This window comes from Bartonella sp. AA81SXKL (assembly GCF_042196945.1).
Taxonomy (GTDB): domain Bacteria; phylum Pseudomonadota; class Alphaproteobacteria; order Rhizobiales; family Rhizobiaceae; genus Bartonella.
The window spans coordinates 11,898-32,179 of record NZ_JBHIRH010000008.1; the positions used below are offsets into that span (position 1 = coordinate 11,898).

The following is a 20,282-nucleotide window of genomic DNA, read 5'->3' on the forward strand; positions in this document are numbered from 1 at the left end:
ACGATGCTTAACCATAAACCACATGAATAATAAATAGAGAAACTAAAATTACTTTGGTTTTTTGTTTAGTCCAATATAAAGAGTATAAAGCGTGAAACTACCTGAACATCTTAACCCCAAACGTTCTTTTCAGGGACTAATCTTAACTTTGCAAAATTATTGGGCACACTATGGATGTGCAATTTTGCAACCTTACGATATGGAAGTCGGAGCTGGGACTTTTCATCCAGCAACAACATTACGCTCTCTAGGACCACGCCCTTGGAAAGTTGCTTATGTCCAACCCTCTCGACGTCCAACAGATGGCCGATATGGTAAGAATCCAAATCGTTTACAACACTATTATCAATTCCAAGTGCTTCTCAAACCCTCTCCGCTCAATCTACAAGAACTTTATATAAAGTCGCTACAAGCTATCGGGCTTGATACAAAACTGCATGATATTCGCTTTGTTGAAGATGATTGGGAAAGTCCCACTCTTGGTGCTTGGGGGCTTGGATGGGAATGTTGGTGCGATGGAATGGAAGTCTCTCAATTTACTTATTTTCAACAAGTGTGCGGCATTGAATGCGCTCCTGTTTCAGGGGAACTCACATACGGTCTTGAGCGTCTAGCGATGTATATCCAAGGGGTTGATAACGTCTATGACCTTAACTTTAATGGTTTGGAGGGAGAAAACAAAATAAGTTATAGAGATATTTTTTTACAGGCAGAACAGGAATACTCATATTATAACTTCGAATTTGCTGATACAAAACTGCTCCATCAGCACTTTATCGATGCAGAACGCGAATGCAGCGCACTTCTTGATGCTGGAAAACCAAATAAAGAAAATGTATTCCATCGCTGTGTTTTTCCTGCCTATGATCAATGTATTAAAGCAAGCCATATCTTTAATCTTTTGCAAGCACGTGGCGTTATTTCTGTAACCGAACGACAAAATTACATTCTTCGCGTTCGTAATCTCGCCCGCCGTTGTGGGGAAGCCTTCTTACTCACAGAAGCTGGACAAATATATACTGGAGAAGCCTAATGTCTGATCTTCTTCTTGAACTTTTCAGTGAAGAAATCCCTGCACGTATGCAACGAAAAGCTGCTGCTGATCTTAAAAAATCTGTTACAGATCAACTTGTGAATGCTGGATTGATCTATGAAGCTGCTCGTGAATATTGGACACCTTGTCGGCTCACATTGGACATACGCGGACTTTCCATACGCTCCAAAGATATCCATGAAGAACGCAAAGGTCCCAGTATAAAATCACCACAGCATGTAATTGATGGTTTTCTACGTGCAACAGGATTAAACGATATTTCTGAAGCGCATATTGGACATGATGATAAAAAAGGTCATTTTTATATTGCTAAAATTGTTAAAAAAGGTCGAGCTGCAGAAGAAATTATTGCCGATATTTTACCGGATATTATCCGCAACTTTCCGTGGACGAAATCTATGCGTTGGGGAAAAGATTCAGCACAAAGTGGTACTCTGAAGTGGATTAGACCTTTACAAAACATTCTTTGCATCTTCGGACCAGAAATTGGTGAAACACATGTTATTCCGTTTACAATTGGTTCTCTTAAAAGCAATAATTTAACTTATGGTCATCGTTTCTTAAGTGATGGAAAGCCATTTCAAGTGCGCCGCTTTGATGACTATGTTACTCAACTTGAAACCCATAAAGTCATTCTGGATGCCGAAAGACGAAAGAATATTATTTTAGCTGATGCCCAAAATCTCTGCTTTGCAAACGGTTTAGAACTGGTTCAAGACAATCCCCTCCTAGAAGAAGTTGCTGGTCTTGTTGAATGGCCTGTTATCTTGATGGGTGATTTTGACCAATCATTCCTTGATATTCCTCCAGAAATTATTCGCTTGACCATTCGAGCCAATCAAAAATGTTTTGTCACCCGCAAACAAGGAGAAAAAGTAAAACTTTCTCATCATTTTATTCTCGTTTCTAATATTCTTGCAAATGATGAAGGCAAAGAAATTTCGAAAGGAAATAGTAAGGTTGTCCGTGCCCGTCTTTCTGATGCACTTCATTTTTGGCAAACCGATCAGCGTGATTTGCCTGATCTTCAACAATTGGAATCTTCTATAAAAAAATTTCAACTTGATATAAAAAAGCCTCTCGATCAAAGAATGGCACGACTTGATCATTTGAATGTAACTTTTCATGCTAAATTAGGTACACAAGGAGCAAGGGTAGAACGCATTGCTACACTCGCACAAGAAATTGCCCCTTTGATACAAACAGATCCTCTTTTAGCAAAACGTGCAGCCATCCTTGCAAAAGCTGATTTGCAAACAGAAATTGTCGGAGAATTTCCTGAACTACAAGGTGTTATGGGGAAAAAATACGCCCTTCTTCAAGGGGAAGATCCTCGCATAGCTGTAGCAATCGAAGACCATTATAAACCTCAAGGACCAACAGATCGTCTTCCACAAGAACCACTTGCTATAACCGTTATGCTCTCCGACAAAATTGACATGCTCGTTGGCTTTTGGCTCATTAATGAAAAACCAACGGGCTCAAAAGATCCCTATGCGTTAAGACGAGCAGCATTGGGAATTATTAGGCTTGTACTTTCGCGAGATTGGAAAATCAATCTTATGCCACTGTTTCAGTTAGCAATGAATCTTTTCTTACAACAAAAAAATAAATATGAAATCTCTCAAAGAGAAAATTCACAATTGATGAATCTGCTTCCAGAAAAAAATGAATATATTTTATCAGACCTGTTATTCTTTTTTCATGACCGTTTGAAAATCTATCTAAAAGAGGAAGGTGCTCGTTACGATGCCCTTGAAGCCGTTTTAAATAAAGATTCTGATGATTTTTTATTGGTTGCACGTCGTGTCGAATCGCTTATCGCTTTTATCAATACCCATGATGGAATGAACTTTGTAGCCTCTGTAAAACGTACTGCCAATATTCTTGAAAATGAATTTCAAAAAAGCACAACAATAGCGAATGAAATTAATCCTGAGCTCTTTGTCGAGAAAGAAGAAAAGCAGCTCTATCATGCAATCTGTGAAGTAGAAAGAAAGGTTCTTGCCCCCATCAATGCAACAAATTTATCATTTGCCCTCAGTGTGCTAGCGCCACTTGGAAAATTGATTGATATATTTTTTGAAAAAGTATTGGTGAATGATAAAAAACCTGATATTCGTGCTAACCGTCTTGCTCTTCTCAAACGCACTTACATTGTGACACAATCGGTTGCAGACTTCTCAAAACTTGTCATTTAAAATCAAAATACCCTATTAACTGATAAAAACAATGAAGATAATTTTTTCTTTTTTATGACTTTTATTAATTAATATTGAGAAAATTATGCAACCAAAGAGAGTGTTCTTTATCTCTCAAATATCATTAATTAAGATATGTTTTCATTTTGATAAATGATTCTTTCTCAAGAGACTCTTTGATAAGTTCATCAGCCTTGTTAGAATCTATTTCCCTTGCAATAAGGGTACGTGCTGTAGAAATTGCCAAATCAATCGCCGATGAAGAAACCATGCGTATTGCATCGGCTTCTGCTTGGGCAATTTTTTGTTCTGCCAATTTATTGCGGTTTTTTACATATTCTTCTGCTTTTGCACGGGCCTCAGCAATAACAGATTCAACTTCATGCTTTGCTGCTGCAATAATTTCTTGCGCATCTTTTTCTGCTTCTGCATGTTTGCGTTGATATTCAGCCAATATTTCCTGTGCCTCTTCACGAAAACGCAGCGCCTCATCCAGTTCATCTTTGATACGTTTCGCGCGTGCATCAAGATGGTGTATAACCCTCTGTGGAATTTGGAAATAGACTAAAAGAGCCAAAAAAAGAACTAACCCAACAAATGCCCAAAAAGTATCAGTCATCTTTGTCTTCCTCCATAATCCGCAGTTTTAACAACTGAACGAACAGCCTCTTTGCTGATATCAACGTCAATCAATTTTTTCACAATTTCAAGAGCTACTTCTTCAGCGATAGAACCAACATTTTGCATCGCTTTATCCCGAATTTTTGTTATCTGTTTTTCAGCATCTGCGAGTTTTTTCTCTAGACTCTCTTCAATTTCTTTCCGTTCAAGCTCTGCCTTTTCTTTTAATTCTTCACTAGCTACCTGCGCTATAGCCTGCGCGTTCAAACGCGCTTCCGCTAATTTCCGCTCATAAGTTTCAACAACAATGTCTGCTTCTTGCTTCATGCGCATTGCCTGATCTAAATCAGATGCTATTCGATCTCGCCGTGTTTCAATAACACCGCCAATACGTGGTACAATTACACGGGAGATAAAAAGATAAAAAAGTACGAAAGAAATTGCCAACCAGAAAAAATGCGAACCAAAATGCACAAAATCAAAAGGCGGAAACACACGATTTGCATGCTCTGCCACCTTTTTAATATGTTCTATCGACGTTTCAGTGTTCTGTGCATAAGCGCTTGAAACAAACATCCTCTTTCATCCTTTAAATAGCTTATTAAAGCCCTCTATAACCGATGATAACTGACTAACATCTCTCTGGCATCTCTCTGGTTAAGAGCCTAAAAGGGTAAATCTTTCCTCATGCAAGAACAGATATACCCTTTTGATGATGATTAAACCCCAAAAAGAAGTAATAAAGCAATGAGCAATGAAAAAATTCCCAAAGCTTCTGTTACAGCAAAACCAAAGACGAGACGTCCAAACTGACTATCTGCTGCTGATGGATTTCGTAATGCACCAGAAAGATAGCTACCAAAAATATTACCAAGTCCTAAAGCTGTTCCAGCCATACCAAAGCAAGCAAGACCAGCACCAATATATTTTGCTGCAAGCACCATTTCCATGTTATTCTCCTTTAAAGCGAAATTGCATTATTCGACGGAAAACCGCCAGTTCTATTAATGTCCTGGATGAATTGCATCATTAAGATACATACAAGTTAAAACCGTAAAGACGTAAGCCTGAAGAAATGCGACCAAAAACTCAAGAGCAGTAATTGCTACAGTCATAATAAGCGGTAAAATCGAACCACCCACACCTACGAGTCCTACCCCAATCATTGAAACAACAAACCCAGAAAACACTTTAAGCGTAATATGACCAGCAAGCATATTCGCAAAAAGACGAAGAGAAAGACTAATTGGACGGGAGAGAAAAGAAATAACCTCAATCATTGTCACCAGAGGTAAAACCACAACAGGAACTCCACTGGGAACGAACAGTTTCAAAAAACTGACCCCATGCTTATAAAAGCCATAACCAATCACCGTCAAGATTACCACCATTGCTAACGAAAACGTGATCATGATTTGAGACGTAACCGTATAAAAATAAGGAAAGAGACCAATAAAGTTAGCAACCAAAATAAAAGTAAACAGAGAAAAAACTAAAGGGAAAAACTGCATTCCCTGCACACCAGATGATTCCCGCAGAGTCGATGCTACAAATTCATATGCCATTTCCGAAAGAGACTGCATCCGCGTTGGAACCAATCCACGACTCGATGATGAAATAAAGAGAAAAATAGAAGTTACAACAACCGTGAGGACTGTAAACAATGATACATTTGTAAACGATAAATCCATATTTCCTATGGAAATCTTAATCAGCCTTGAAACCTCAAACTGATGAATAGGATCTGGAGCGTGTGCTGTCACTTCAACCTCATTTATCGGACCTCTCATTGGCCCCTTTATCTTGTTTATCTTGGCGCAATACGCCTTTTTTTCCTAATTGACTGGAGGAAACATACCCCACAGACCGAAGAATACTCAATACACCCGCAGCAAATCCAAAGAAGAGAAAAAATACCAATCCCCAAGGCCATGAACTTGCTAACTTATCAAACCCCAACCCCAAAACAATACCAACTATAATACTTGCCAAAAACTCACTGGAAAGCTTAATTGCACCTGCCATCCTTCCTTGTGATTTTTCCCGCTTACTCTTATACTCCCGCTTCTTTAATGCTTGCTTGCGCACTAAAGCTACGCTTAAGTTCCTACTACGACATTCCAAATCCTCTGAATGAAGACACTCTCCTTGCTTTTTCTCTTCAGCCTCCTTACGGCTCATAACGGGTTTCTCGCCCATCGCCATCATTGGCTCCTTAATTAAAAAGCAACGTAAGAATACATTTCATAAAACCGTGTGCATCATATTGTTCCCGAATTTATTCGTCAAGATACTAAAAGAAATCTATCACAAGTTATCGTATAAATTTCATTGCAGAAATAACGTATTTTTCAATTTACATGCTTTCTTAAAAAGATATTCTAAGCACCTAAACCGATTTCACGACAGCACCCGTGAATGTATAACGAAAAGTTCCCGTGAATAATATAAAACTTATAGAACAACCATTTTACGCTTAACGAAAGGTGTAAACTAATACCATCTTATTTTCCGGCTCCCAATGTTATATCAGTCCTAGTTTTGAAAGAGAACATAGAAAACTAAAAACAGTATGAGAACGTTGGTTTTCTCCTTTTATTCGAATAAACTTGCACTTTTCATTTTATGAAAATGATAATAATCAATGGTTTCTGTATGATCCTATTCGCAAAGTATTTTATATACACCATTACAAGCCTCATCACGAAATGAGCTTGAGGGTATTAAGAGAAGCTCCTTTAAATACAAGATATTAATAAATCAAAAATTTCAAATAGATTAAGCCAATAGAACACAATAAAATTTAAATATGATTACCATACCACTTTATACAATTTTAATCTACTTTTATAAACTTCGCTCCTTACAATTGAATATCTGTGGATTCAGCAAATATTTTTGCTTTTTATTCAGACAAACAAGCAAAAGCGCTTATTCATAAGCTTTATTTTTATGAAACGATAATCTAATGCTGCTTTTCAAACAAGCATCATAATTATATTCCCCTACCCTCATATTGTGCATCTATTCTTGCACTTAAATAACCCATTAAGAGGATTATGTACTCTTTCTTAAATACTCCCTATTAAACTCTTCTCATGACATGCAAATAAATGATCTTTATCAAGATGAGAGAGCTCTATTCAATAGCGCTCATGATAAATGATTATCAATAAAATTAAAACTTTAGCAAATAAAACTTTTTCTTTTATGAAAAGAAAGATCATTAAAAAACTTATTTTTAAGATTCTTAAGTATAGATTTCATTCACTTAAAAAATTAAAGAGTTATCATTTCTTCTTGGAACGTGTCGCAAAAGGATTATCAGAAGCTCGTAATGATATGCGAACGGGTATACCAGACATATCGAATGTTTCACGTAACCCATTGACAAGATAACGCAAGTACGACTGGGGCATACTTTTGGGGCGCGAGCAGGAAATCATAAATCCAGGAGGACGTGTCTTAACCTGTGTGATGTATTTAACCTTAAGTCGACGTCCAGAAACCGCAGGAGGTGGATGATGTGCCACAACAGTTCCAAGCCATTGGTTCAATTTAGCCGTCGAAATGCGACGATTCCATACACGGTGCATCATCATGACATTTTCCATCAGTTTATCAATCCCTTGACCATATTGTCCTGATAAAGGAACAGCTCTCAAACCACGAACTTGAGGAAGAAATCGCGCACATTTTTCATGCAAATCAATCAATGTGGTCTGACTGTTTTCAATAAGGTCCCACTTATTGAAAGCAATAACTGGAACACGCCCTTCACGAATCACAAGATCAGCAATTTGTAAATCCTGCTTTTCAAAAGGTATCGTTGCATCAAAAACAATGACCACCACTTCTGCAAAACGAATAGCACGTAAAGTATCTGCAACAGATAGTTTTTCTAATTTTTCTTGAATTCTCGATTTTCGACGTAAACCTGCAGTATCAAAAAGTTTAATATGACGACCACGCCATTCCCAATCTACAGAAATAGAATCACGCGTGAGTCCTGCTTCTGGTCCTGTTAACAATCGCTCTTGTTTCAACATACTATTGATAAGAGTGGATTTTCCTGTATTGGGACGCCCCGCAATTGCAATCCTAATGGGCTTACTTTCATCGTAAATAAGCTCCTCTTCTTCCAAATCCTTTACATCATCACCAACAGATGCAGGTTGTATCATTCTATCTTCTTCTTTGTTGTTGCCAAAAGCATGCTCTGACCCAACAGCATCTATAATTGCATCACGCAGATCACTAAGTCCCAAACCATGTTCAGCCGATATTGGGCACGGCTCCCCCAAACCTAATGACCACGCCTCATACTCTCCTCCTGTTGCCGCTCTTGACTCAGACTTATTGGCAACAAGCACAATTGGCTTTCCTGATTTGCGAACCAATGAAGAAAAATTTAAATCACTTGGTGTTATTCCGCTCTTTGCATCAAATACAAATAAAATAAGATCCGCTTCATCAATTGCAACTTTTGTATGAGAACGCATACGCCCCTCAAGTGTATGATCACCTGCTTCTTCCAGCCCAGCGGTATCAATCACATCAAAACGTAGATCTTGAAGTTTTGCCGCATGAATACGCCGATCACGTGTTACACCAGGCTTATCATCAACCAAAGCCAATTTTTGCCCAACCAAACGATTAAATAGTGTTGACTTCCCAACATTGGGACGACCAACGATAGCAATGGTAAGGCTCATCGATTTATTCCTTATTTGCCTTGCCCTCAGCTTGTATAAGCTCAAGCATCATTCGAGCCCGATCTGTTATTTTTAAACCCAAAGAACCTTCTTCAGAAATTTTCTTAAAATAATAAACCGCCTCATCCATTTTATCCGCCTTATAAGCAGCTAAGCCTAAAGCTTCTCTTGCAGACATACGCATAGGATCGGTATCACTTGCCATATCTTTGATGCGCTTTTCAACATCAGTTAATGTCCCTGTATCAACCAGAATATAAGCCGCCCGAATTTTTGCAACTTTCTGCAAAATCTGCGGTGCTTTCTCGTCCGCTGCAACAGAATCAAAGATCTCCACTGACTTAATAATATCACCTTTCTCCATGAGTAAAGAAGCCTCACGTAAACGAGCAAGAAAAGGATACCCCCCAAAATGAGAGGTTTTAACAGTTTCTAATTGCTTTATCGCTTTATCAAAATCACGTGTATCCGCAAGATCAAGACTCTTTACAAATGCATCACCAATATAACCAGCTTTCTTTATTTGTGTATGATGATAAACTTGATAAGCAACTATCATGAATATAAAAAGAATAGCTGCTCCAATAATTGAAAAACCATACCGTCTCCAAAAAGCAAGCGCCTTTTCCTGACGAAATTCTGCATTCACTTCAGCAATAAAACTATCATACGACATATATCATACCTTGAAAAAAGTTACTTCACCTATGCTTTTACGCATAAATGGATAAAGATGGTAGCCCTAATTAACTAAAAATCTTTAAATTGCTCGTTTATTTATTTTAAATCAACATGTAGCCAATTCAATCAGATTTTTGCAACAGTCTTAATCGAAAATGATGTAAGCACCCTGTTTGTTCACATTACAGCTTTTACATATATTGAGTCTTATGAAAAATTCACTGCCTTAATATTTATCATGATTGCCTATCATCTCAAGCGAACTTTCTCCCCATTATATAGAGGGATAATCTTTTGAAGTCTTCAACCGCAATCGTTGGTTGTATTGGATTATACAATTATAATAGAAAAACCAATTCTTGAAAAAACTTGAATAAACAGTAAATTTCCACGAATACCTACTAAAACCAAATAGATAAATCTTATCTGTATCAAAAATACCGAAGCGCCATGATTAAAGTGTGGTATAATTCCAAATCTTCAGTTAAAGTTCTATATACAAAGTGTATCCCTTCAGCTTATCTTCATGCGATTAACAACTTTTTATAATTGATCCTTAAAGTTTTTTAAAATATCCTATTGTAAGGGCCAAACCCACATAAGCATTGGAACAGCAATAATAACGATCAACACCGCCAATGGAGCACCCAAACGTGGATAATCACTAAAACGATATCCTCCTGGCGCCATCACGAGCATATTACTTTGATGTCCAATAGGTGTAAGAAACTCACAACCCGCACCAATTGCAACAGCCATCAAAAAAGCTTCAGGCTTATAATGAAGGGAATGAGCAAAACTTGACGCAATTGGTGCTACCATCATCACTGTTGCTGCATTATTCAAAAATGGCGTGACCAACATAGCTGTCACCAACATAAGTGCTAAGGCACCAGATGGTGGGAAAAATATTGCCAATTGGCTCAGCCATTGACCAATGAGATCCGTACATCCTGTTTTCTCTAACGCTTCACTCACTGGAATAAGAGCCGCTAATAGTACTAATATTTGGCCATCTAATGCCTGATACAGATCACGCGCGGGCAAAACGCGAAAGATAACCATTGCAGCAGCAGCAGAAAAAAAAGAAAACGCAACGGGAACAATATGAAAAGCTGTAAAAATAATTGCTATAAATAAAACAGCTAAAGAGATGAAACCATGTCGTAAATTTCCAAACACAATATTTCGTTTTGCTAGGGGCAGGCATTTCAATTCTCTTAACAAATTTGGAATAACTGCATCCTGTCCTTGCAAAACAATCACATCGCCAAGATGGAAAATAATATCATCAAGTCTTCCCCGCACCCTTTCATGTTGACGACTTAACGCAAGCAAATTTACATTATAGTGATCAAATAGGGAAAACTCTTTCGCACTAATACCAATAAGGGGTGAATTATGGGTGATGACTGCTTCAATAATATCGATGTCACTGTCCTTATCACCTGCAGCAATAGTTCGCCCCTTAGAAAACTCTAAACGAGCAGAGTTCATCACGCTATCTAACCCTGTATGCGACCCTTCCAGCAAAATAATATCATTTTCAGACAAAACAAAATCTGGTAACGGTGAAATAGATACTTTGTTTCTGATGATTTGAATCACCATAACATCACCACTTGATGGCTTAACCAAATCAACAATATTTTTTCCCACAATCGGTGAATTTATTGGAATATGCACTTCTGCAACATAATTACGAATATCAATGGCATCATCAAACGATACACCTGAACGTACACGCACAGGCAAAAGCCAATAAAAAAGAACCAAATATAAAACACCAGCCGTCGCAATAACCGCACCAACTGGTGTAAAATCAAACATAGTAAAAGGTGTTCCGGCTAAACGTTCTTGCATCGCTGAAATAACAACATTGGGAGATGTTCCTATCTGTGTCATAAGCCCCCCCAACAAAGAACCAAAGGCCATGGGCATCAAAAAGACAGAAGGAGAAACCTGAGAACGACGTGCAAACTGAAAAGCTATCGGAAGCATAATAGCCAAAGCACCAATATTTTTAACAAACATTGATAATACGACAACAGAAAGAACTAAAAAGGCTAATTGAAGACGCACAGATTTCACGTCTGGCCATATCCGTTGAATAATAAACTCCATTATACCAGAGCGCGATACAGCCGTACTGACAACAAACACACTCCCCACGATAATAACGATATCATTACTAAAACCGCTAAAAGCTTCCTTCGGACTGACAAGACCAAGGGCACAAGCTATTAATAATGTACAAATAGCAACAAGATCATAACGAAATCGATCCCAAATAAAAACAACCATCATGAGACCAATGATCGAAAAAGCCATTATTTGATTTTCTGTCATAACACTTACCTCTCCCCATTAAATTATAATGAACAAGAACATATTTTTTATGTTTTAAATATTCCTATAAACAGCAGCAAGATAAAAGCAGACATCGGAATATTTTAGGATAATTTTAAAGTGATAAAAAATTATGATGCGCATAAACTTACCTCTCCTTATTATGCGTTCTTTTCTATAAAGAGCTAAACTCAAAGAAAATTGATAAAAGTTGATAAAGCTATATTGCAAAAAAGATGAGAATAACTCTAATATAGAGAGTAGATAATTGTTGAAACTGGTACACGCTATATTTAAACCTTTGTCGTTGCTTAAAAGAATTTATCTTCACTCTCAATTCAAAGAGTGATAAAAATGAAAGAAGAAAGAATGGTCAATCTTAATAGTGGGTATCAAAGTAACCTCAGATATTGGCTCACTTGTATTATTGGATTTGTTGCTATCTTGGCAATTATAATTGTTGGTGGATTTTATATCGCAAAACCCTATCTTGACAGTTTTGTAAAACAAGAAATAGCCCGTCGTGGTATAAAAGCCCGAACATCTGAAGTAAGCATTCTAGGTAAAATCAATTTGAAGAATGTGACATTACCTGTTCCAGCTGGTACATCACTTAGAATTGGTGCCATTTCTGCCCGTCCTCCCCTTTCCTTTATTCCCGGAACTTTTACATTTTATAATGTTGATTTAAAGCATAATAATATTCATGTGCAAATTCCCCAAATTTCTCTTCGGAGTGTATCCTTAAAAGAAAAAGATAGAACGATAACATCACGGCTTTTACAATCAATGATGCGTATTGAGCTTTCCTCAATTATTGCTCCCAATATACAACTTTCTATAGAAAATAAAAATAACCGAATAGAAACGGTTGAAGTCAAGAATTTCCAGCTTTCTGATTTTAGAAATAACCATATCCATTCAGTTAGTATCAAAAATATGGATCTTAAAACGGTCGTAGCAAATGGTGCCAAACAGATGCAACTTATGGCTAAAAGTGATACAATAAAAGCCCATGATATCGACATCAACTATGCCTACTCTATCATTTTTGGAAAAAACAATGCTCTCAATCAAGGTAAAACCGTTACTGGCCCCATTTCTTTGAATAATATAAGTGTCGATATTTTTGAAGAAGCAGAAAAAAACAGCTCTTTCTTCCTTGGGCAGTTTAAAACATCTGGTTTAAAGATGAAACCGCTTGAGCAACCTCCTGAAAAATTAATCAAAGCTTATCTTAATGCAAGAAAAGAGAATAATAAAATCGCCGAAAAAGTAGCACAAAATGGTCTTCTTCTAAACATACTGCTCGCCATTACCTCAGCGGATGCCAAAGTTGATAATATCACCGTTGATATACCGCAGTTGAAAGCAACGCTCGAATCATTCCAATTCAAACCAAGTTTGTGGAAACAACCTATCCCTAAAAAGCTTTTTCTTTCTCTCAATAACCTTTCCGTTTTACCTAAAAAAATGAATGAAAAAGACTTAGATTTCTTCAAAAATCTGAACTTTGAGCGCTTTAATGTTTCAGGAAAAATTGATATTTCTTACGATGAAAAAAAACGTATACTCTTTCTTGATACAATGTCTTTCAATATGAAAAACGTTGGATCTGGGAACATATCGGCTAAGGTTATTGATGTTGATGAAAAGCTTTTTTCTGGTCAGAAAAATATAATGATTGCTGCGTCTCAAGACCTTGGCATCAATGAAATTGATATACAATATACGGATGCAGGTTTCATTGATAAGCTTTTTTCTTATCTTGCGCAAAATCTTAATGACAGCCAACATGATCTAAAAAAGGAACTTTATGACGATTTCTATCTAATGATGACGCAGACCCCAAAAATTCTGCTAAAAAATCATGACGAAGCAAAAAAAATTTCAAAATCCTTAGGAGAATTTGCTAAAAATCCACAAACATTGATCGTTAAAATTAAAGCAAACGATAATAAAGGTCTCGCAATAGTTGATCTCGAATCTGCTCTACAAAATGATCTATCTAAGGCTTTAAGCAAAGTACATCTCACTATTAAAAATGAAGCGTCGCGTTAAACATTTTGTGCTTTAAACATGATGATCTTGTCTATAAATTAAGAACTTTATTCCTCTTTTTTCTTTTGTATGATACAGAAGGTATCATACAAAGTCATTTATACAGAGAGTATAGAATCTAAAATTGACGATGCTTGGAGTTGTTCATGTCTGATTTATCTTCAAATCGCCTGCCTAATCGCGTTTCTCGTGTCACTAATCAAGCGCTTTCTGCTATCGAGCGTTTTCTCCATATTGAAGCTCTTAGTGGTGTTGTTCTTTTATTAGCTGCTGCTGCTGCACTTATTTTTGCCAATTCTAAATATGCTGCTTTCTATGAATCTTTTTGGCATACACCTCTTGGCTTTAATTTGGGTCATTTCACTCTTTCATGGGATTTACATTTCTGGGTTAATGATGCCCTTATGACTATTTTCTTTCTCGTCGCTGGAATGGAAATTCGACGCGAAATTCATGAAGGTGCTCTTGCCGATTTTAAACAAGCAATCTTACCAATTGTTGCTGCAATAGGGGGCGTTTGTGTTCCTGCAATTATTTACTTTATCTTCAATTTTAACGAAGGACATATCCGCGGTTGGGCTGTGCCAACAGCAACAGATATTGCCTTTGCTCTAGGTATTCTTGCTCTTCTAGGAAAAAAAATTCCTTCTAATCTTCATATTATTCTTCTATCATTAGCAATTATTGACGATATTATCGCTGTTCTTATTATTGCTTTTTTCTACTCAACAAACATTGATCCTAGCGGTTTAATGATTGCAGGAGCGGGTATTGCTTTGGTACTATTTTTTCAGTGGATCGGGCTTGCATCAGCATGGCTTTACATTTTACCTGGTGCAATCATTTGGTGGGGTTTAATGGTAACAGGCGTTCACCCATCGCTTGCTGGCGTAATCTTAGGGATGATGACTCCCGTTCTTCCTACCCGTACTCTTGTAGCGCCACTCACCATGCTCAGTAACGCTATGCAAATTCTTCAAGAAAAAAATACAAAAACAGATCTGCATCATATTTCAACAGCATTGAAAAAGATGCGCAAAGGACAACGGGCCATGATCGCCCCAGTAACACGTGTTCAAAAAGCATTGCATCCATGGGTTGCATACGGTATCATGCCAGTTTTTGCCTTCGCAAATGCAGGAGTAAGTTTTGCAAACTTTGATCTTTCTTCTGACAAATCATTCTTGATTGTTCTGGGTGTTGTCATTGGTCTTTTCATCGGTAAGCCTCTTGGTATTATCACTGCCAGTTATATAGCTGTAAAATCAGGGCTATGCCGCCTCCCCCCTCATATGACCTGGACAGGCGTTTTACTCATTGGTTTTTTAGCAGGAATTGGCTTTACAATGTCTATTTTTGTTTCAATGCTCGCTTTTAAAGATATTATTCTGCTTGATGCGGCAAAAATTGGGGTCCTCTGTGGCTCTGGTTTATCTGCTCTTATTGGTCTGGGATATGGATTTATTTATATTAAGCGCAATAAAGGAATTTCTCATAGTTCCTAACAAACTAACTGAAAATACATTTTTATGCAGAACTTTTAAAAAGCGATTTCGCTCATTTGTTGGGTTCGGACGATATTTAATGTAAAAGCTGTTGTCTCGCCTCATCTTTACACTTATAAAGGAGAAAACTAACATCATCATACTATTTACGAGCTTCTAATGTTGAAACACCTTTGACTCTTAAGAAGTCTTATAAGAGATATTTTATTCCTTTCTTCAATATTCTTTTACTCATGCACCAGCTCCACTCATGTTGTGCACAGAAATAATTTTAATTGTTTCAATATAAAAGGCTTCGTGGTTTCATAAAAGCTGCCTTTCGTCGAGACTATTATTCACTATAAAGAAAAAATTAATTATTATGAATCAATATCTTATGTTTAATTATACGAAACAGATAAGAATAAGCAAAGTTCAATAATCAGTTAAGTAATTCCATGGTTTATTTTTTTCCAATAAACCACCCTCCTCGTTACTGATTTTATTGCCGGTATTCTAAACAACTTTAATTTTATCTTCTTAAAAAGTACATTATTTTTGGGTAAAAATATTTAATTTATCATTATAAATCTTGAATAAAATTCAAATATCGTATGATTTTTTCATTTCAAATCTGTACATGATGAATCAATCAAGACTATTCGCTTACACGTCACAAGCCGAAGAGAAATATGGATTATTGAGGAAAGAAATAAGAATGCTTCATCATATCCATACAAGAGCTGTTCAACACGAAAACTAAAAATTAAATGATGACGACCAACTGACACCTTTGATCTAAGAAGGAGATGGGGGCCCAATAAATTTTACGTTACACCATCCACAAACGCCGTAATGGGCTTGGGGAGAAATATTTCTTTAAAACAAGCGCGTAAATTGGCACTATAATAGCGTTTTTTTTACGTGAAAGGCATATATGATTTAATAACGCAATAAACAAAAACGTGAACCAATGTGTAATATCCATTATTTAAAAGATATTGCTGTCAACCCCTTTGAAAGTTGTAAAGCAGAATTAAAAGGAAGTTGTAAAATGGAAGTTGGTTTTCACTTTTATGGCTTCATATTCTCCCCCAATTAGGTTTTATCTCCATTTCAGAAATTACCCCAACAGGTATACGCAACATCCTTGTTCCTATCTGGCATACAAAAACAGGAGTTGCTCGTAGTCCTCTTACCCGTCTCAATATATATCGTCAAACATGCATCTACGCTGATATTAGATATTGATACAGGTAACAAAAAACAAAAGATTTTTTTGGAATAACAACGTCATAACATTACTACTAGATTGACAATGGAGTGGAAAAATATTCCCGTTTTTTATCATCGACACATCGCTTGTCTCACTCCATGAAAGAATTAAACTTGAAGCATGCTTCCATAGGGAGCACTCTAGTTTACGTAATTAACTCGCGGGAAAAAAGAAAATCCTAGTCATTTAGACTATTCTAAAACATATGATTGGTGGAAAAATAGAGCATATATATCGTTGTTCTCCCCTTTTTCCGCTCTTATTTGATATTTATTTTCTTTTTGTTTAAAGAGCTCGCTCTATATTTCTTGATACCATAAAATACTCTTCATAGATAATTTAAAAAGCAATATTTTCGAGACTTTCAAATTATACAATGCCACATAAAATACAAGAAGAGTTTTGCTTACAAAGACCACCATTTGCAAAATATGTAAATATGATAAGAAACTAGCACAATATACTGCAAAAACGAAAGAATGTATTTCATGTGTGATTGGCAGTATGACACAGAAAATACTTATAATAGAGTAGTTAAGGGAAGAAAGTTAACCTAAAGAACATATGGAGGTATCAAAACTTTGAAAATCTTAATCATAATTCAAAAAAGAGAAATAGACATGAAAAAAAATTTAATTAATAAAATCATAAAAGCAACACACTGTAACATTATCATTAATTTTGATCTATATTTACATGATTTTATGAAAAGTACTTCTGAATAAGCTATAAACGCATAAGATATGGTAATTTTATAACTTATAGTGCAACATAAATATTGTCTATAAAGATATATTTTTTTATTGCCTCATAATATGGAAAAAATTAAATTTTCAAGATATACATAAAGTCATAAACAATCATTTGATGACAAACTAAACATCTCTAGAAAATACATCATCAATTCTATTTTTGGTAATTCCGTCACTAATCCAATGAGCGCCCATTTCTCTAAGATTTATAATATTAAATCTGTATTCACGAGGCTGTCCCTCATGTAACATGCATTCTTTGAATAAACGCAGTGCATTGTTCCTTAGTTCTATTAAGGCTTATCGTATAAGTCTTCTCCATCCCACTCTATAGGTTCTAAAACGTTTATAGACGGCATATTTTATATCCCTTCTTAAACAGAGTTTTTTACCTAAACATCTTTCTCTTGTAATATATAAGTGACCATTTTAAATTCATCATGAACAAGTTTAAAATAAGAGAGTTCTGCTGTATTAAATATTCCATTTAAGTTTAAAATATAAATTATCCTTAACAAAAATTATTAATTATATATTAAAGCTTTACGTTATTGAAACTCTGTTGAAACTAAAAAATACTTATCCCTTATCAAGTGCATAAACAGCATGTAATGTTCTAACCGCAAGTTCAGTGTAAGCACTATCAATCAAAATAGAAATTTTAATTTCTGAGGTCGTAATTGCTTGAATATTAATACCCTTTTCAGCCAAAGCCTTAAATGCTGTAGCGGCAACACCTGCATGACTACGCATTCCAATACCAATCACAGATACCTTGGCGAGATCGCTTTCAAATTGGAGAACATCAAATCCAATTTCTTTGCGATTCTTCTCAAGAAGTGTAACGGCTTTTTCTACATCTGATGATGGTACCGTAAAAGTCATATCAGTTTTTGAGCCATCTTCAGAAATATTTTGCACAATCATATCAACATTAATGCGTTCTTCAGCCAAGGGACCAAAAATTGCTGCCGAGATCCCTGGACGATCAGCAAGCCGCCGAAGGGAAATTTGTGCTTCATCCTTAGCAAAAGCAATACCAGTAACATTTTGTTGTTCCACAATTTCATCCTCATCGCAAATAAGTGTTCCAGAAGAACTCATTGGATCCTCCATGCCTAACGCATCAGGATCCTCAAAACTTGAACGCACAAAGGTACGAACCTTATGAACCATTGCCAATTCAACAGAACGAACCTGTAAAACCTTTGCACCAAGAGAAGCCATTTCTAGCATTTCTTCAAAAGCTACTTTTGGTAAACGACGCGCTTTCGGCTCTATACGTGGATCCGTTGTATACACACCATCCACATCTGTATAAATATCACAGCGATCAGCTTGTACAGCAGCGGCTATAGCAACAGCACTTGTATCTGATCCCCCACGCCCTAAGGTAGAAATCCGGTTATCCGGAGATAACCCCTGAAAACCAGCAATAACGGCAACCTGACCTTCCTGAAAACACTCGATTAAAAAAGATCCATCAATATTAGTAATACGTGCACGGCCATGCGCATTGTCTGTATGAATAGGAATTTGCCAACCAAGCCATGAACGTGCATTCACCCCCATTTCTTGAAGTGTCAAAGCCAACAAACCTGAAGTAACCTGTTCACCAGAAGCAACCACAACATCATATTCACGAGCATCTCTATGCATAGAGGAAGCATCACTTGTCCACTGAACAAGTTCATTTGTTTTACCAGCCATCGCAGATACGACAACGGCTACCTCATTGCCTGCATCAACCTCTCTTTTGACATGCCGTGCAACATTATGAATACATTCAATGTTTGCTACAGATGTTCCACCAAATTTCATGACAATGCGCGCCATTAATAACACTCTTACCTTTACATCTCTTATCTCAAACAGTAATGAGAATTAGATACTGTATCAATTAACCATTTTCTCGACATAGCGAATATCTATCATTTGTGCAAGTTTCATTATGATTATATTAATTTCTCTTGACTTTGTATAAAATCTACTTGACCTGATCATTAAAAATAAAAGGAAGGCAACATGATCGATGAAACACAAACAACTATTGATCAAAGTGAAATTGATCATTTTTCACGTATTGCTACAGAATGGTGGAATCCACAAGGAAAATTTCGACCTCTTCACCAATTTAACCCAACACGCCTTGCTTACATCAGAGAAAAAATCTGTTTAGAGTTTAATCGTGACCCTTCTTCACTTACGCCCTTTGACAATTTGAAAATTCTTGATATTGGCTGTGGAGGAGGCTTGTTATGTGAACCAATGGCACGTCTTGGTGCTATGGTTGTAGGCGTTGATGCTGCACAAACAAATATTGAAGTCGCAAAAACCCATGCAGCTCAAAATGACCTTTCCATTGATTACCGCACGACGACAGCAGAAGTACTTGCCAATGAAGGAGAAAAATTTGATATCATCCTTAATATGGAAGTTGTTGAACATGTCGCTGACGTTAATCTCTTCATAGCAGCTACAGCAAAAATGTTGAAACCACAAGGGTTGATGTTTGTCTCAACACTCAACCGCACATGGAAAGCATGGGGGCTTGCTATTGTAGGCGCTGAATATATTCTACGTTGGCTTCCTAAAGGAACCCATGATTATAAAAAATTCCTAAAACCTCTAGAACTTAAAAATTTCTTATCAAAAAACGCTCTGACTGTCATTGATGAGATAGGTATTACTTATAACCCATTAAACGACAGCTGGAATCGCTCAAAAGACATGGGCGTTAACTATCTCCTTCTTGCAAAACGGTCTTAAGAATATGTAATTTACAAATATTATATGCCTTGTAATAGAGAATTCAGCTTTCCCTCAGCCTCTAAAGCATAAAGATCATCACAACCGCCAACGTGATAATCACCTATGAAAATTTGTGGAAATGTATTACGTCCATTTGCACGCTGTACCATTTCTTGGCGAAGGGATGTGGAAGCATCAATATCTGTATACTTTACGCCTTTTTTATTAAGCAAATCACGTGCTTTTGTACAATAAGGACAACCAGGACGTGTATAAATTATTATCTCTTTCATAGTATTATCCTCCAATATTTTTTAATAATATTCATTTTAAATTC

General features: G+C 36.5%; 15 protein-coding genes. 5 read left to right on the forward strand and 10 right to left on the reverse strand.

The features are described 5' to 3' along the window. The first annotated feature begins 91 nt into the window (after positions 1-91). The gene (locus tag ACFINZ_RS05455; RefSeq protein ID WP_375606430.1) at positions 92-1,033 is read left to right on the forward strand and encodes a glycine--tRNA ligase subunit alpha; all 942 of its coding nucleotides are present in this window, start codon (positions 92-94) and stop codon (positions 1,031-1,033) included. Then, positions 1,033-3,255, forward strand: a complete 2,223-nt coding sequence (glyS, locus tag ACFINZ_RS05460) for a glycine--tRNA ligase subunit beta (RefSeq protein ID WP_375701218.1) — start codon at positions 1,033-1,035, stop codon at positions 3,253-3,255. Before ACFINZ_RS05455 ends, glyS begins: the two co-directional genes overlap by 1 nt. 124 nt (positions 3,256-3,379) lie before the next feature. Here the strand turns inward: glyS and ACFINZ_RS05465 are convergent, their stop codons facing one another. The 8 genes from ACFINZ_RS05465 to ACFINZ_RS05500 all read right to left on the reverse strand — a co-directional run bounded on the left by ACFINZ_RS05465 (position 3,380) and on the right by ACFINZ_RS05500 (position 11,621). Further along, positions 3,380-3,874, reverse strand: coding sequence for a F0F1 ATP synthase subunit B (locus ACFINZ_RS05465; protein WP_375633552.1), 495 nt, complete (start codon positions 3,872-3,874; stop codon positions 3,380-3,382). Next, positions 3,871-4,452 (reverse strand): F0F1 ATP synthase subunit B, encoded by a 582-nt coding sequence (locus ACFINZ_RS05470; protein ID WP_375633551.1) that lies wholly within the window; start codon positions 4,450-4,452, stop codon positions 3,871-3,873. Before ACFINZ_RS05470 ends, ACFINZ_RS05465 begins: the two co-directional genes overlap by 4 nt. Positions 4,453-4,595: 143 nt before the next feature. Further along, the gene (locus ACFINZ_RS05475; RefSeq protein WP_005773968.1) at positions 4,596-4,826 is read right to left on the reverse strand and encodes a F0F1 ATP synthase subunit C; all 231 of its coding nucleotides are present in this window, start codon (positions 4,824-4,826) and stop codon (positions 4,596-4,598) included. 54 nt (positions 4,827-4,880) lie between these two features. Beyond that, on the reverse strand, positions 4,881-5,639 hold the full coding sequence (locus tag ACFINZ_RS05480) for a F0F1 ATP synthase subunit A (RefSeq protein ID WP_375623586.1): 759 nt from the start codon (positions 5,637-5,639) through the stop codon (positions 4,881-4,883). A gap of 7 nt (positions 5,640-5,646) precedes the next feature. Further along, positions 5,647-6,081 carry an AtpZ/AtpI family protein gene (locus tag ACFINZ_RS05485; RefSeq protein ID WP_375618449.1) on the reverse strand — a complete coding sequence of 145 codons (435 nt, stop codon included), beginning with the start codon at positions 6,079-6,081 and terminating at the stop codon, positions 5,647-5,649. Positions 6,082-7,166: 1,085 nt separating this feature from the next. Beyond that, the gene (der, locus tag ACFINZ_RS05490; RefSeq protein ID WP_375642960.1) at positions 7,167-8,591 is read right to left on the reverse strand and encodes a ribosome biogenesis GTPase Der; all 1,425 of its coding nucleotides are present in this window, start codon (positions 8,589-8,591) and stop codon (positions 7,167-7,169) included. Between the two features lie 4 nt (positions 8,592-8,595). After that, complete coding sequence (locus tag ACFINZ_RS05495; RefSeq protein ID WP_375618447.1) at positions 8,596-9,267, reverse strand: tetratricopeptide repeat protein; 672 nt, start codon at positions 9,265-9,267, stop codon at positions 8,596-8,598. 581 nt (positions 9,268-9,848) lie between these two features. Continuing rightward, positions 9,849-11,621 (reverse strand): SLC13 family permease, encoded by a 1,773-nt coding sequence (locus ACFINZ_RS05500; RefSeq protein ID WP_375634700.1) that lies wholly within the window; start codon positions 11,619-11,621, stop codon positions 9,849-9,851. 354 nt (positions 11,622-11,975) lie between these two features. Between ACFINZ_RS05500 and ACFINZ_RS05505 the strand changes: the two genes are divergently transcribed. Together ACFINZ_RS05505 and nhaA are read left to right on the forward strand one after the other, a co-directional pair. Next, the gene (locus ACFINZ_RS05505; protein ID WP_375701219.1) at positions 11,976-13,682 is read left to right on the forward strand and encodes a hypothetical protein; all 1,707 of its coding nucleotides are present in this window, start codon (positions 11,976-11,978) and stop codon (positions 13,680-13,682) included. A gap of 146 nt (positions 13,683-13,828) precedes the next feature. Continuing rightward, the gene (gene nhaA, locus ACFINZ_RS05510; protein ID WP_375633545.1) at positions 13,829-15,187 is read left to right on the forward strand and encodes a Na+/H+ antiporter NhaA; all 1,359 of its coding nucleotides are present in this window, start codon (positions 13,829-13,831) and stop codon (positions 15,185-15,187) included. A 2,586-nt stretch (positions 15,188-17,773) separates the two neighbouring features. On the opposite strand, the gene ACFINZ_RS05515 is transcribed toward nhaA, so the two are convergent. After that, a complete protein-coding gene (locus tag ACFINZ_RS05515) occupies positions 17,774-19,030 on the reverse strand; it encodes an aspartate kinase (protein ID WP_375633544.1) in 1,257 nt (418 codons plus the stop codon). Positions 19,031-19,219: 189 nt separating this feature from the next. Here ACFINZ_RS05515 and ubiG point away from each other — a divergent pair, with 189 nt between their 5' ends. After that, entirely contained in the window at positions 19,220-19,963 is a 744-nt protein-coding gene (gene ubiG / locus ACFINZ_RS05520; protein WP_375633543.1) for a bifunctional 2-polyprenyl-6-hydroxyphenol methylase/3-demethylubiquinol 3-O-methyltransferase UbiG, read from the forward strand. A 20-nt stretch (positions 19,964-19,983) separates the two neighbouring features. Here ubiG and grxC read toward each other — a convergent pair whose 3' ends face one another. After that, the gene (gene grxC, locus ACFINZ_RS05525) at positions 19,984-20,238 is read right to left on the reverse strand and encodes a glutaredoxin 3 (RefSeq protein ID WP_375618441.1); all 255 of its coding nucleotides are present in this window, start codon (positions 20,236-20,238) and stop codon (positions 19,984-19,986) included. Positions 20,239-20,282: the final 44 nt, after the last annotated feature.